Genomic DNA, 13,202 nt, shown 5'->3' with positions numbered 1-13,202 from the left:
CCGAGACCCCGGATGTCATCGCCTCGTGGAGAGCGGACGCGCCGCCAGGGATGCATCGATGTCCACCTCGTCGTCGTGCGACTTGGTGATCTCGGTCACGGCGGGCAAGCCTGCCACCTGGCCACCCGAGGCTCAACCAATTTTCCGTCTGCGCACCGGGACCGTGCCTGACATGCCTGAGAGCAGCCGTGCCGTCCGACGCGGACAGCGGCCAGGAGCTGCGATTCGTTCCCCTGGCCGGGCGGGGGCTTCGCGGTGTGCGAGCCCCTCATGAGCGCGGAGGGCGGGCGGCCGGGGCGGGGGTGAGGGCGAGGACGGCGAGGTCGTCGGCGAGCAGGCGGGCGTAGTCGTGGACGTCCTGGGCGAGGAAGGAGACCAGGACGTCCGGGGCGGTGCTGCCGAGGAGGGCCAGCCGGCGGGCCAGCGGGTAGAAGGCGCCGACGGCGTCGCGGGCCTCGCTGACGCCGTCGGTGTAGAGCAGCAGGGTGTGGCCCGGTGGCAGGGCCACGGCCGTGGGCTTGGGGGGCGGGTCCATGGAGCGGAGGTGGCCGAGGCCGAGCGGCAGTTCGTCCGGGCAGACGACCGGGGCGATGGTGCGGCCGGAGAGCAGCAGCGGGGCGACATGGCCCCGGTTGATGATCTCCACGCAGTCGGAGCCGGGCCGGTACTGGACCAGGACGGCCGTCACGAACAGCTCGTCGTCCCCGCGGTCGGCGGCGTCGCGCAGCACCGCGCGGTCCAGCTGCTCGGCGAGTTCGACCAGGTCGGCGGTGTCGTGCGCGGTCGCGCGGAAGGCGCCGAGCACGTCCGCCACCGTCCGGACCGCGCCCAGGCCCTTGCCCCGGACGTCGCCGAGCAGGACCCGGACCCCGAAGCGGGTGTCGCACACCTCGTACAGGTCCCCGCCGACCAGCACCTCGGCCTGGGCCGGGCGGTAGAGACCCGCCACCCGCAGGCCGCCGGCCCGCTCGGGGACCGGGCGCAGCACCGTGCGCTGGAGCGTCTCGGCGACCGTGCGGACGCGCAGCAGATGGCGGTTCTGCCGGATCCGCTGCCAGGACAGGGCGGTGCCCATCACCCCGGCCAGCAGCGTGGAGATGTAGACCCAGACGTGGTGCTGCTCGTCGAGGTGCCCGGCCCGCATGGCCAGCGCGATCTGGAGCACCAGGGCGCCGCCGGTCGCCGAGGCGGTCATGACCGGCCCGTAGCTGAACGCCACCACCACCGGCAGCGCGGTCAGCAGGAAGCCGGCCGCGACCGCGTCCGGGACGATCGCCTCCGCCACCAGGTCGAGCACCAGCAGCACGAAGGGCAGCCAGAGGACCCAGCGCGGCACACTCGGTTCCACGGGCGCCGACCGGGGCGGGCGAGGCGCTGCGGGCACGGCGGGGACCTCCTCGCGAACCGGTCCGGGATGACCGGTTTCGTCCCTCCATGTTCCCTTACCGACGGCCCTGTGACCCCATGCTTTGGTCCCGGCCCCTTGGGCCGAACGCCCCCGGTCAGGGGCGGTCAGCGGACGGTGACCGGCAGGGTGTCGAAGCCGCGCAGCAGCAGGCGGTCCCGCCGGGTGGCGACGCCGCCGGGGGCGAGCCGGGGGAAGCGGTCGAGCAGGGCCCGCACGGCGACCTCGGCCTCCAGCCGGGCCAGCTGGGCGCCCAGGCAGTAGTGCGGCCCGCCGCCGAAGCTGAGCGGCCGGCTGTCGGGGCGGCCCGGGTCGAAGACCTCCGGGCGGTGGTGACGGGCCGGGTCGTGGTTGGCCGCGGCGAGCAGGACGACCACCAGGGTGCCGGGCGGCGCGGCCAGCCCCTCGACGGTCAGGCCCTCGGTGCGGGCGATCCGCGAGGTGAGCTGGACCGGGGAGTCGTAGCGCAGCACCTCGTCCGTGAAGGCGGCCGGGGTGACCGCTCCGGTGCGCAGGCCGTCCGCCACCCCGGGGTGGCGGAAGAGCTGGGCGAGCCCGTTGCCCAGCAGGTTGGTGGTGGTCTCGAAGCCGGCCACCAGCAGCAGCACCAGGTTGGCCAGCAGTTCCTGGCCGGAGAGCCGGTCCGGGTCGTCGACGGAGATCCGGACGAGGTCGCTGACCAGGTCGTCCTGGGGGCGGGCGAGCCGCTCGGCGGCGAGTGCGGTGAAGTAGCCGGCCAGTTCACCGGCGGCCTCGTCGGCGGCGGCCAGCTCGGCGAAGTCCTGGATGAACTCCAGGGCGACGGTGAGGTCCGAGGCCAGGCCCCGGAAGCGGTAGCGGTCCCGCTCGGGGACGCCGAGCAGTTCGCATATCACTCCGACCGGCAGCCGGAAGGCGAAGGCGTCCATGAAGTCGACGGGCGAGCCGTCGGCGCCCTGCTCGGCCATCTCGTCGAGCAGCCGGCCGACCGCCGCCTCGACGGCCGGCCGCAGTGCGGCGACCCGGCGGGCGGTGAAGACCGAGGCGATCAGCGAGCGGACCCGGGCGTGGTCGGGCGCGTTGCGTTCCAGGATCGAGCGGCCGAACAGGGCCAGCGACGGGTGCCGGGCGTACTCGGCGTCCAGGTCCTCCCGCGGCTCGGCGCCGGTGACGCCGAAACCGGGGTCGCGCAGCACCGCGTCGACCGCCGCGTGCCCGATCGCCAGGACGGTGCCCGGCCCGGCGGGCACCGCGGCGCCGAGCTCGTGCGCCCTCGCGTACAGCGGGTACGGGTCCGCCCTGCCCTCCCGCGTCAGCAACTGCTCGATGATCGCCGCGCCGTCCATCCGGTGCTCCCTCCCCAGGCTCTGCCCCCGCCCGGATAAACCTCCGGTGGAGGCGCCGGAGTTCCCCGGCCGCCCGGGTTCGCCGCCTGGCAGGGCCGCCGCCGTCCGGGTTCGCCGCCGGGCGGGGCCGCGGTCGGTACCCTGACCGCATGGAGATCTGGATCAACCCGCGCTGCGGGAAGTGTCGGGCGGCGCTCGGCGAGCTGACGGCCGTCGGCGCCGAGTTCACCGTGCGGCGCTACCTGGAGGACCCGCCCAGCGCCGCCGAGCTGGAGCAGGTGCTGGAGCGGCTGGGGCTGGAGCCGTGGGACATCACCCGGCTCGACGAGCAGGCCGCCAAGGACCTGGGCATGAAGCAGTGGACCAGGGAGCCGGGCGACCGGGCGCGGTGGATCGCCGCGATGGCCGAGCACCCGATCCTGCTCCAGCGCCCGATCATCACCGCGGACGACGGTCACGCCGTCGTGGCCCGGACCCCCGAGGCCGTCAAGTCCGTCCTGCCGTAGGGCCGGTCCTGTGGAACTCCGCCGGGCCCGCTGATCCGACGGGCTCCACGGCACCGGCCCCCGCGCACGCCGGGAGCCGCCGCACGGGCTCCGCCCGGGTGCCAGGACGTGATCCACAGGTGGCCGTCGCCCACGGTCGTGTGCACCACCTGTTCCAGCTCCAGCCGGAAGGCGTGGAACGGGCTGGGCGGCGGCTCCGCCGGATCCGCCGGACAGGCGGGCGGACGGCGGTGAAGCGGACGGCCCGGGCAGGTGGCATGGGCGGACCGCGGCGGGCAGGCGCGGACGGCGGCGTTGTCGGTGCCCGCTGCCAGACTGGCCGGGTGACCACCACGACCACGTACATCGCGTTCCTGCGGGCGATCAACGTCGGCGGGCGGACGGTGACCATGGAGCGGTTGCGGGCGCTCTTCGCCGAGCTCGGCCTCGGCGGCGTCCGTTCGTACATCCAGAGCGGCAACGTCTTCTTCAGCACCGACGAGCCGGACCGTGCCGCGCTGACCCGGCGGATCGAGGAGCACCTGGCCGACGCGCTCGGCTACCCCGTCCCGGTGCTGCTGCGCACCGTCGAGGAGGTGGCGGCCCTGCTCGACGCCGAGCCGTTCGCGGGCATCGAGGCCACCCCGGACGTCCGGCTGATGGTGGTCTTCCTCTCCGAGCCGCTGCCCGTGGACCTCACCGTCCCGTTCACCTCGCCGAAGGGCGACTACGAGGTCGTCGGCGCCGATCCCGGTACCGCCTACGTGGTGATCCACCTGCGGGGCGGCCGGATGAACACCAACCCCGGCACGCTCTTCGGCCCGTCCTACCCGGGGCTGAGCACCTCCCGTTTTCTGCACACCACCGCCAAGATCCTGGCAGCGGCCAGGAAGACCTGACACCCGGCCCCTGGAGATCCTCTTGCCCCGGTCCGGCCCCGGTCGGGCGCGGGCCCGGGAGCCTGAGCCTGGGCACCGGGTTCACGGTGTCCCGGCGGTCCCGGGAATCTGGACAGGTGGGTGCGGCTGAGCCGACAATCGGGCCATGACGTCTCCTGAGATCCGGACACATGTGGTCCGGCCGTCCGAGGCCGAGCGGGAGCAGGCTCTGGGGGTCCTGCGGGACGGCGCGGGCAGCGGACGGCTGTCGCACGACACCTTCCTCGGGAGGATGGAGATCGTGCTGCACGCCGGCAGCCGGGCCGAGCTTGACGCGGCGGTGGCGGGCCTGCCGGCCGGGAACCCGGTCGGGCGGTTCGTGCTGCGGACGGTGGGCTGGATCTCCTCGTTCGGGGCGCGGCTGCGCGGAGCCTGGCGGCTGGAGCGGCTGCCGGGGCTGAGTCTGCCGCAGGCCGGGGCGCGGCAGCTGACGATCGGCCGGATCCCCGGCTCGGGACTGCGGCTGCTCGACGCCTCGGTGTCCCGGCAGCACGCCGAGCTGCGGCACGAGGGCGGTGGCTGGGTGCTGTACGACCTCGGCTCCACCAACGGCACGCATGTGAACGGCCTTCGGATCGCGGGCGGGGTACGGGTGCGGCCGGGTGACCAGGTGCGGTTCGGGAACCTGGAGTTCCGGCTCGCGGCGGGCTGAGACCGGCGCGGCCTGAACGGTGATTCCGGTGAGCGGTCAGTGCGGCCGGCGTGGCCGGCGCGGTCAGTGCGGGAACTGGCGGGGCGGCCGCTGGGCCGGCAGGCCGTCGCGGAACTCCTCGATGACGGAGCTGATCTGACGCATCAGCACGGTGTGCTCGATCAGGTCCAGATAGCGGTGCTCGGCGGCCAGGGCCTCGACGGTGACGCCGAAGTAGAGCGTCATCAGCGGATTGACGAAGAGCGGGCTCCGCCCGGTCCGGTCGGTGAACCGGACATCGCCGAACTCGCCGCGCAGGGCGGCCGCCACCGAGCCGTTGACGATGCTGGGGTGTTCGGGGAAGGCGGCCCGGGCGTGCTCGACCGCGTCCAGGTAGAGCGCGCCCTCCCGGCTGTCCCGCGGGATCGAGAAGGCGCCGAGATAGCCGCCCGCGCGATCGAGAGCGGCGAGGTTCTCCAGCACCAGTGCGTGGTTGACCCCGTGGAAGGCATCGATGCCGAAGCCCAGACAGGCGACCAGCCGCTCGGGTATCCCGTCGAGCCCGGCGACCGCACCGAGGCTCGCCATGTCCTCCTCGGGAGTGCCGAGCCCCGACTCGTCGCCGCGCATCAGGATGTCGGTGCCGCCGTCGACCAGCAGGATCGCGTCGACGCCGAGGTGGCCGGCGAGCGCCCGGTAGGCGTCCCGCAGGGGCTTGACCCCGACCGCGGCGAACGCCCAGACGCTGTCGGGCATGCCGTGCCGGTGCAGCCAGCGCGCCAGGGTGCGCTCCGGGAAGTACCCCTCGGGGGCAGCGGTGTCGGGGCGGATCCGGGCCACGTCGGGCTCCAGCCAGACGTCGGTGGGCAGTCCGTAGAGGTGGCTGAAGGAGAGGTTGGCGAGGTGCACCTCCTTGCCGGCCGCGCGCAGGGCGAGGGCGATCGGCAGTCCCGCGTACACGTCGAAGCCGCCTCCGGCACCGGCGATCAGAATGCGCTCGGCGGCCAGCAGACGGGTGATCAGCGGGGGTTCGAGCAGAGCGGTCACCGAGGGAGGGTAGCAGCGGCCCCCGGCCGGCGCGGTTGTCAGTGCCGGGTGCGAGGATGCGGGCATGAAGCAGGAGACGGCTCTCACCCCCGATGTGCTGCGCGACGCCGAGGAGCGTGCCCGCGAGTTGATCCGGTGCGGCTTCCAGGAACCGGACGAGATAGCCGAGTCCCTGGTCGATGAACTCGACGACCAGGGGGTGACCCAGGAGGAGGCGGAGCGGATCGTCGCTCCGCTGTGGCAGGAGCGGCTGGCCGAGCAGGCGTCCTGGCCGGAGACCACGGACGTGGACCGGCTGGAGGAGGCCTTCGACGCGCTGGAGGAGCAGGGCATCGTCGCGGCGATGGACTTCACCTGCTGCGGGAGCTGCGGGTACGAGGAGATCGGCGGCGAGGCCGACGAGGACTCGCGCGGGTTCGTCTTCTTCCACCAGCAGGACACCGAGGCGGCGGCCGCCGGGCACGGGCTGACGCTGCGGTACGGCGGGTTCCGTACCACCGAGGAGCCGACCGCGCTGTCGGAGCGCCGGACGGCGGAGATCGGCCGGGAGGTGGTGGCGGCGCTGGAGGCCGTGGGCCTGCCGGTGGAGTGGGACGGTTCACCGAGCAACGCGATCACCGTCACCCCGCTGGCCTGGCTCAACCGCCTGCCCGAGTAGGGCCGGCACCCTCAGCGGGCACCACCGGTCAGCGGCTGACGTGGAGTTCGGCGTAGTGGTCGCCCGCGTTGGCATTGCGGAGTACGACCTTCGCCTTGCCGATGGCCGTCTCGGTGTCCTCGGTGACGGTCTTGCTCTCGTCGCCGAGCTTCACCTCGGCCGATGTGTCGGTGATGTGACTGACCGTCAGCTTGACGGTCTTGTCGCCGCCGAAGACCTCGACGGTGTGGGTGGAGTCGCCACCCTCGGTGCGGACGACGACATCGCAGCTGTTGTCGTTGGTGCAGAGTGAGGCGGACGCCTTGCAGGCGGTGAGTCCGGTGCCGATCAGCAGGACGGCACCGACCGCGAGAGCGGCCGAACGGATCCGGGCGGGGCGCGGAGTGGTCGCGGTGGTCATGGCTTCGACGGTAGGCGGCGGGCCGTACGGCGCCATCGGTCGCCGGCGGTACGCGCCCCCTGGCCGGGCCCGGAGTGGCCGGACGGCCGTGACCCCGAGGCGAGTGGGTCGAATCCCCTAGGGGGTACGGGAGTTGGAGCTCACCACAGGCTCTGCGCGGAGCTCCGCCACAGGACTGCGACACAGGACTGCGGCATAGGCCACGGGCACCGCGCCGAGGCATGTGCCACGCGCGTAGATCAAGGGCCCGCGAAAGAGCCCCCGGTCACTCGAAGGCGGCGCCCCAACCGTCGACCGGGCCCCAGAGCGGAGCGGTGCAGCGCTGGTAGGTGGCCTGCCAGTGCGGCCAGTTGCGGGCCACGTCGTCGTCGCAGTCGGCCAGCAGACGCTCGACCAGCGACGGCTCGACCTCGTCCAGCAGCCAGGCCAGCGCGTCGGCGGTACCCGGGCCGTCGGCCGCGCAGAGCAGCTCCAGGAACTCGGGCAGGCCGCCGACCCGGGAGGAGACGGGGAACACCCGCTCCATCCCCGGCAGCAGCTGACGCTCCTCGATCCGCAGATGCGTCTCCAGCCGGGCCGCCAGGTCCTCCATCGCGTAGGCGACCGGCCAGACGCTGCCCGCGTCCCGGCTGGCGATCCGCACCAGGGTGGTGACCCGGGTGAAGGAGTGGTCGAGGTTGTGGTGGTCGGCCTCCAGCCAGTTGAGCAGCAGCCGCAGTTCAGGGGCGAAGCGGCGCGCGATCGGCCAGATCCGGGTGTCCTGCTGCTCGTGGTGGCAGGTCAGCATCGCGGTGACGAAGTTCCAGTGCCGTAGTAGCGCCGCCCCCTTGTCGTCCTCGCCGGGCTGGAGCAGCCGCAGCGCGTTGGGCAGCCGGGCCAGGTCACGGCGGAGCGCGCTGTGGACCAGCCGCAGCCCGGCGAACCGCACGGTTTCCGGCTCCTCGGCGGCCCGCTCGTGCTGCGGACCCGCCTGGGCGGGAACGGACGGGGAGGCGACGGGCAGCAGGTAGCTCGGCATGGCACTCTCTTCACGACTTGGCACGGTTGGAGGAACGCGGTCCCACCACAGTGGTCACAGTCGATCAGAGGCGAATCAATGTCCGATTGACGTGCAGGTCAACGGCCTTCCGGAAGCCCGCCGCGGCCGGCCCGCAGACGGCCCGCAATCGCCCGCGGAGGGCCCGCCGGCCGGTGACGACCGGCCGGCGGGCCCCGTCCCGGCGGTCAGTCGGCGGCCGGGCCGGCCAGGTTCCTGGTCAGCCACTGCAGCATGTCCGGGATCATCTTCTTGAAGTCGCTGGTGAGGTGCTTGCCGCCCGCCTGCTCGTAGTACTCGACGGACAGCGGCGCGGCGGCCTTGGCGACCCAGGCCTTGACCAGCTTCGTCTCGTAGGCGTTGGCGCCGCCCGCGGTGGCGAGCATCTTCACGTCGGCCTTGCCCTGGGCGACCAGCACGTCGGGGCTGTTGGCCAGCCGCTCGGCGTCGTGGCCCTTCCAGAGCGGCGAGTCCGGGTTGAAGTAGCCGTCGATCGGCACGGCGGCCTTGAACGTGTCCGGGTGCTGGAGGGCGAGCTTGGCGCTGCAGAACGCACCGGTGGAGGCGCCCATCAGGCCCCAGCCGTCGCGGCCCTTGACCGTACGGAAGTTGGCGCGGACGAAGTCCGGGATGTCCTCGGCCATCCAGGTGCCCATCTTGGGCTGCCCGGGGATGTCGGCGCACTCCAGGGCCTTCTTCTCGTCGGCCTCGAGGTTCTGGACCGGCATGATCATGATGAACGGGTGCGCCTTGCCGGCCTTGGACAGCTCGGCGTCGATCTCCTGGATCGGCAGCTGGTTGTCGGTCCAGGTGTTGTAGCCGTTGCTCTGGCCGCCCGCGTAGAGGGTGAGGACGGGGAAACCGGTCCTGGCGAACTTCGGGTCGTTGTACTCGGGCGGCAGCCAGACCCAGACCCGGCCGGAGACGCCCGACTTGGGGCCGTTCAGCGTGGTCACCATGATCTGGCCGGCGCCGGTGTCGCGGGCCTTCGAGAGGGCGGCGGACGGTCCGGTGGGCATCAGCACCTTGCTCGGGGCGGCCGGGGCGGCACTGGTGGGCGCGGCGGAGGTGCTGCCTCCGGCCGGGGTGCCCGGGGCGGCCGTCCCGCTCGCGCCCGCCTTGCCCTCGGCCTTGACGCCGTCCCCTTTCCCACTGCCGTCCGTACTGCCACAGGCGGCCAGCGAGGCGGCCAGGGTGAAGGCGGCGGCACCGGTCAGAACGGCGCGGAAACGGGTGGACTGCGGCTGCACGGTGAGAACTCTCCGACCAGTGTCACGCCCGCTCCGTCGGGAGCCGGGCGGCGGCCCCCGGGTGGGGCCGGACAGGCCCGGGGCGCGGCATCGTACAGCGGTCCCCGGAACGGCGGCGCGCCGTCCCTCGCGGTGGTGCGCCGTCCTGCGATCTTATGACGTGGGCCGGGGCGGGCCGGTTGCGCCAGGGCCAGCGTCGATCCAATGTTTGTCCCCGATCGGGTAAAGGCCCGCGGCCGCCCCTGCCGGACGGCGGGGGTCGCCCCCCGCCGTCCGGGGGGGCACGGCCGGGGAAAGCCCGGCCGGGGAGAACGGGCCGGGCCCCCGGGCCCTTCCAGCAGTGACACGGAGCCCGGGATCGGGAACGATCGGGGCAGCCGCCCGAGACCCGTGGAGCCCACCATGCCCCAGCAGATCGCCGTCGTCACCGGAGCCGGCAGCGGGGTGGGCCGCGCCGTGGCGCTGGAGCTGGCCGCCGCCGGCTGGCAGCTGGTGCTCGCCGGGCGGAGGTCCGAACCGCTGCGCGGAACGGCCCGGCTGAGCGGCACCGCCGCCGCCGTGGTGCCGACCGACGTCACCGACCCGGCGGCGGTGGACGCCCTCTTCGACGAGACCGCCGGGCGCTTCGGCCGGCTCGACCTGCTGTTCAACAACGCCGGCACCTTCGGCGCGCCCGCGCCGGTCGACGAACTGGACATCGCCGAGTGGCGGGCCGTGGTCGACCTCAATCTGACCGGGGCCTTCCTCTGCGCGCGGGCCGCGTTCCGGCTCATGAAGGCCCAGGACCCGCAGGGCGGCCGGATCATCAACAACGGTTCGGTCTCGGCGCACGCGCCGCGCCCGCAGTCGATCGCCTACACCGCGACCAAGCACGCCGTCACCGGGCTGACCAAGTCGCTGTCGCTGGACGGCCGCCCGTACCGGATCGCCTGCGGGCAGATCGACATCGGCAACGCCGCCACCGACATGACGGCGGCGATGAGCGTGGGGGTACGGCAGGCGGACGGCCGGATCGCGGTCGAGCCGACCATGGACGTCGCCGATGTGGCCCGGACGGTACGGCACATGGCCGGGCTGCCGCTGGAGGCGAACGTGCAGTTCGCCACGGTGATGGCGACGGCCATGCCGTACATCGGCCGGGGCTGAGCACGGGCCGGCGGCCGTCCTGCCCGGGGGTGGAGCGGCCGCCGGCCCGGCCCTACGGCCGCCAGGTGTCGTTCAGGGTCACCCGCCCCGAGGCCGGCACCGTCGCGGCGCGGTTGGCCCCGGACTCCCAGGTCACGGCGCCGGCGGCGTCCTTGCGGAGGTACTTGTACTCGAAGGCGGTGCCGACGGGCAGCGCCACGTCCAGCTTCCAGACCGGGTAGGCGGCCGAGGAGAGCGGCAGCGCCCGGCCGGTGTCCCAGCCGCCGAGCGCGGCGTTGCCGCCGACCACGTAGAGGTTCTGGCCGTAGCCGGTGGTGGCGTTGACCGCGAAGGACGCGCCGCCGCCCACCGGGGTGCTGCCGCCGCCCGCGCCGACGTACAGCGCGACGGCGTCGCCCGCGCCGACCGTGGCGGTGAACCTGCCGTCCGCGCCGACCTGGTAGGAGGGGCCGGTGCAGCCGCCCGCGACCGGGTCGCCGTGCTGGACGTCGCAGTACGAGCCGGCCGGCAGCGAGGTCTGGAAGGTCTGGGTGACCGGGCCGGACTCGCGGTTGATCACCACGAAGCCCTTGCCGCCCCGGCCGAAGGCGATCGCGTTGTTGCCGTTGGACCACCAGTTGGTGATGCCGGTGCCCGCGACCGCGGTACGGAAGCCCACCATGTTGGCGACCTGCCGCCAGGCGTGGACGCAGTTCCAGCCGTCGGCGTAGCAGGCGTTGACGGTGCCGCCGTTCGGCGGGCCGTCGTCGTGACCGGAGAAGGCGTAGCCGGAGTAGACGTTGGGCGAGCCGTACGGGTGGGCCAGCAGGAAGACGTTGGCCAGGGTGTAGGTGCTGCCGTCCTTGTACGTCAGGGTGGAGCCGTTGCGCTCGGTGTCCCAGTTGTCGACGAAGGTGCGGGCCTTGTCGCCGGGCAGCAGGCCGGTGCCCCAGCCGGCGAGGTCGGCGATCCGGCCGCCCTGGAAGGCGCTCTTCAGCCACGTCCCGGAGCGGAACTCGTCCACGTCGCCGGTGCCGGTGTACTCGGACGGCTGGATCGGCTCGCCCGCGCCGTAGATGACCTCCTGCACCCAGTACGCGCCGGGGCGGGCCGTCCGGGCCTTGATCGCGGCGAGGTCGGCGGCGGCGATGTGCTTGGCCGCGTCGATCCGGTAGCCGTCGACGCCGAGCGAGGCGAGGTCGTCGAGGTAGCGGGCGATGGTCTGCTGGACGTACGGGGAGCCGGTGTCGAGGTCGGAGAGGTTGACCAGCTCGCAGTTCTGCACGTTGGAGCGGTCGGCGTAGTTGCTGATCGCGGTGCGGCAGGAGTGGAAGTCCCAGTCCTGGTAGTACCCGGGGTAGGTGTACTTGGTGTAGTTCGTGCCGCCGGTGCCGGTGCCGGACCCGGCCGACATGTGGTTGATCACCGAGTCGGCGATCACCTTGACGCCGGCCGCGTGGCAGGTGTCGATCATGCTCTTGAAGGCCGTCCGGTCGCCGAGGCGCCCGGCTATCCGGTAGCTGACGGGCTGGTAGGAGGTCCACCACTGGCCGCCCTGGATGTGTTCCTGGGGCGGCGAGACCTCGACGAAGCCGTACCCCTTCGGGCCGAGCGTGTCGGTACAGGCCTTGGCGACGGAGTCGAAGCGCCACTCGAAGAGCGTCGCCGTGACGTCCTTGCCGCCGGGCGGGGCGGCCTGGGCGGCGGGGGCGGCACCGAAGGCCGCGGTGAGTGAGAGCGCGAGCGCCGCGGCGGCGGTGAGCGCGCCGGCCGCGCGGGCGGGCCGGCGGGTGGGGGCGGAGGGGACCACGATGTCTCCTGGGGGCTGAGGTGGGGCAGCCGGGGGTCAATCTGCAGAGAGTTTCTGAAACTTGCCGAAACTTGCAGCGCTGAACCTAGGGCGGGCGGAACGGACCGTCAAGAGCCCTGGCGGAACGTTTCCGCAGCCCCGGCCCGGATCGCCTACGACCTCCCGGCCCACGACGGCCACCGCTTACCCGGAGTCCGCCGCCGAACAACCACCCGAACAGCCGCCCGGACAACCGCCCGGACAGCCGGAACGCGGACGCGGCGACCACGACGACGGGGCCCCGGGCCGACGACGAATTCGTCGGCCCGGGGCCCCGCTCCGAACGGCCTCAGGGCCCCGAACGGCCCTACACCGCGTCCGGACCGCGCTCACCGGTACGGACGCGGATGATGTCCTCCACCGGCATCGCCCACACCTTGCCGTCGCCGATCTTCCCCGTACGGGCGGCCCGGACGATCTCCTCGATCACCCGCTCGGCGTCCGCGTCCGCCACCACCACCTCGATCCGGGCCTTCGGCACCAGGTCGATCCGGTACTCCGCCCCCCGGTACACCTCGGTGTGGCCGTGCTGGCGACCGTACCCGCTGACCTCGCTGATGGTCAGTCCGTGCACACCAATGACCTGCAGTGCGTTCTTGACGTCGTCCAGCTTGAACGGCTTGACGATCGCGGTGATCAGCTTCATGCGAAGGGGCCCTGTCGGACGAGTGCGTGAGCACGGTGGTGGTGGCGTGGGCGGTCGCGCCGCGGCCCAGGACGCCGTGATCGTACGCGGTCCCCGCGTGCGCGGCGAGGCCCGAAGGGGTGAGTTGGCCGTTCCTCGCCCGGACGGAAGCCCGCCGCCCGGTCGATCGCCCGGCCCGGCCCCGTACTCCACGACGGCGGAGCACCCCGCGGAACGGCGGCGGAGCGCCCCGCGGACGACCGCAGGGCCCGGCAGCCGTGGCTGCCGGGCCCTGCCCCTGTCTTACCTGGTTCTACTGACCGCGGGTCAGCCGGTGGTGATCGCGGTGTCGTCGATCACGAAGCTGGTCTGCAGCGAGACGTCCTCGGTGCCGGCGAACTTCAGGGTGACCGTCTGGCCCGCGTAGG

13 protein-coding genes are annotated in these 13,202 nt (G+C 73.2%); 5 read left to right on the top strand and 8 right to left on the bottom strand.

Annotated elements, in window-relative coordinates:
• Nucleotides 1-268: 268 nt before the first annotated feature.
• Nucleotides 269-1,336: a PP2C family protein-serine/threonine phosphatase gene (locus ACIO5D_RS36830; protein ID WP_363611455.1), complete on the bottom strand. Its 1,068-nt coding sequence runs from the start codon at nucleotides 1,334-1,336 to the stop codon at nucleotides 269-271.
• 176 nt (nucleotides 1,337-1,512) lie between these two features.
• Nucleotides 1,513-2,730 (bottom strand): cytochrome P450, encoded by a 1,218-nt coding sequence (locus ACIO5D_RS36825; protein ID WP_400659045.1) that lies wholly within the window; start codon nucleotides 2,728-2,730, stop codon nucleotides 1,513-1,515.
• A gap of 149 nt (nucleotides 2,731-2,879) precedes the next feature.
• On the opposite strand from ACIO5D_RS36825, the gene ACIO5D_RS36820 reads away from it, so the two are divergent.
• From ACIO5D_RS36820 to ACIO5D_RS36810, 3 genes are all read left to right on the top strand, one after another.
• Nucleotides 2,880-3,236 (top strand): arsenate reductase family protein, encoded by a 357-nt coding sequence (locus tag ACIO5D_RS36820; RefSeq protein ID WP_400800591.1) that lies wholly within the window; start codon nucleotides 2,880-2,882, stop codon nucleotides 3,234-3,236.
• A gap of 323 nt (nucleotides 3,237-3,559) precedes the next feature.
• Nucleotides 3,560-4,114, top strand: coding sequence for a DUF1697 domain-containing protein (locus ACIO5D_RS36815; protein WP_363611460.1), 555 nt, complete (start codon nucleotides 3,560-3,562; stop codon nucleotides 4,112-4,114).
• 145 nt (nucleotides 4,115-4,259) lie between these two features.
• Nucleotides 4,260-4,805 (top strand): DUF1707 and FHA domain-containing protein, encoded by a 546-nt coding sequence (locus ACIO5D_RS36810; RefSeq protein ID WP_363611464.1) that lies wholly within the window; start codon nucleotides 4,260-4,262, stop codon nucleotides 4,803-4,805.
• A gap of 63 nt (nucleotides 4,806-4,868) precedes the next feature.
• Here the strand turns inward: ACIO5D_RS36810 and ACIO5D_RS36805 are convergent, their stop codons facing one another.
• Nucleotides 4,869-5,831 carry a DUF1152 domain-containing protein gene (locus ACIO5D_RS36805; RefSeq protein WP_400800588.1) on the bottom strand — a complete coding sequence of 321 codons (963 nt, stop codon included), beginning with the start codon at nucleotides 5,829-5,831 and terminating at the stop codon, nucleotides 4,869-4,871.
• Nucleotides 5,832-5,895: 64 nt separating this feature from the next.
• Between ACIO5D_RS36805 and ACIO5D_RS36800 the strand changes: the two genes are divergently transcribed.
• Nucleotides 5,896-6,489: a DUF6891 domain-containing protein gene (locus ACIO5D_RS36800; protein WP_400659050.1), complete on the top strand. Its 594-nt coding sequence runs from the start codon at nucleotides 5,896-5,898 to the stop codon at nucleotides 6,487-6,489.
• A 28-nt stretch (nucleotides 6,490-6,517) separates the two neighbouring features.
• Here the strand turns inward: ACIO5D_RS36800 and ACIO5D_RS36795 are convergent, their stop codons facing one another.
• The 3 genes from ACIO5D_RS36795 to ACIO5D_RS36785 form a co-directional block, all read right to left on the bottom strand.
• Nucleotides 6,518-6,889 carry a hypothetical protein gene (locus ACIO5D_RS36795; protein WP_363611470.1) on the bottom strand — a complete coding sequence of 124 codons (372 nt, stop codon included), beginning with the start codon at nucleotides 6,887-6,889 and terminating at the stop codon, nucleotides 6,518-6,520.
• A gap of 265 nt (nucleotides 6,890-7,154) precedes the next feature.
• Nucleotides 7,155-7,907, bottom strand: a complete 753-nt coding sequence (locus ACIO5D_RS36790; protein WP_363611472.1) for a hemerythrin domain-containing protein — start codon at nucleotides 7,905-7,907, stop codon at nucleotides 7,155-7,157.
• Nucleotides 7,908-8,113: 206 nt separating this feature from the next.
• Entirely contained in the window at nucleotides 8,114-9,175 is a 1,062-nt protein-coding gene (locus ACIO5D_RS36785) for an alpha/beta hydrolase (protein ID WP_400800586.1), read from the bottom strand.
• Nucleotides 9,176-9,577: 402 nt separating this feature from the next.
• Between ACIO5D_RS36785 and ACIO5D_RS36780 the strand changes: the two genes are divergently transcribed.
• Complete coding sequence (locus ACIO5D_RS36780; RefSeq protein WP_363611476.1) at nucleotides 9,578-10,321, top strand: SDR family oxidoreductase; 744 nt, start codon at nucleotides 9,578-9,580, stop codon at nucleotides 10,319-10,321.
• A 52-nt stretch (nucleotides 10,322-10,373) separates the two neighbouring features.
• Here the strand turns inward: ACIO5D_RS36780 and ACIO5D_RS36775 are convergent, their stop codons facing one another.
• Both ACIO5D_RS36775 and ACIO5D_RS36770 read right to left on the bottom strand, forming a co-directional pair.
• Entirely contained in the window at nucleotides 10,374-12,110 is a 1,737-nt protein-coding gene (locus tag ACIO5D_RS36775) for a carbohydrate-binding module family 20 domain-containing protein (protein ID WP_400762443.1), read from the bottom strand.
• Between the two features lie 346 nt (nucleotides 12,111-12,456).
• Entirely contained in the window at nucleotides 12,457-12,795 is a 339-nt protein-coding gene (locus tag ACIO5D_RS36770; RefSeq protein ID WP_363611478.1) for a P-II family nitrogen regulator, read from the bottom strand.
• Nucleotides 12,796-13,202: the final 407 nt, after the last annotated feature.

This window comes from Kitasatospora sp. NPDC087315 (genome assembly GCF_044744345.1).
Classification (GTDB): domain Bacteria; phylum Actinomycetota; class Actinomycetes; order Streptomycetales; family Streptomycetaceae; genus Kitasatospora.
The sequence above is the reverse complement of the archived record's forward strand: the minus strand, read 5'-3'. Positions and strand labels throughout refer to the sequence as shown.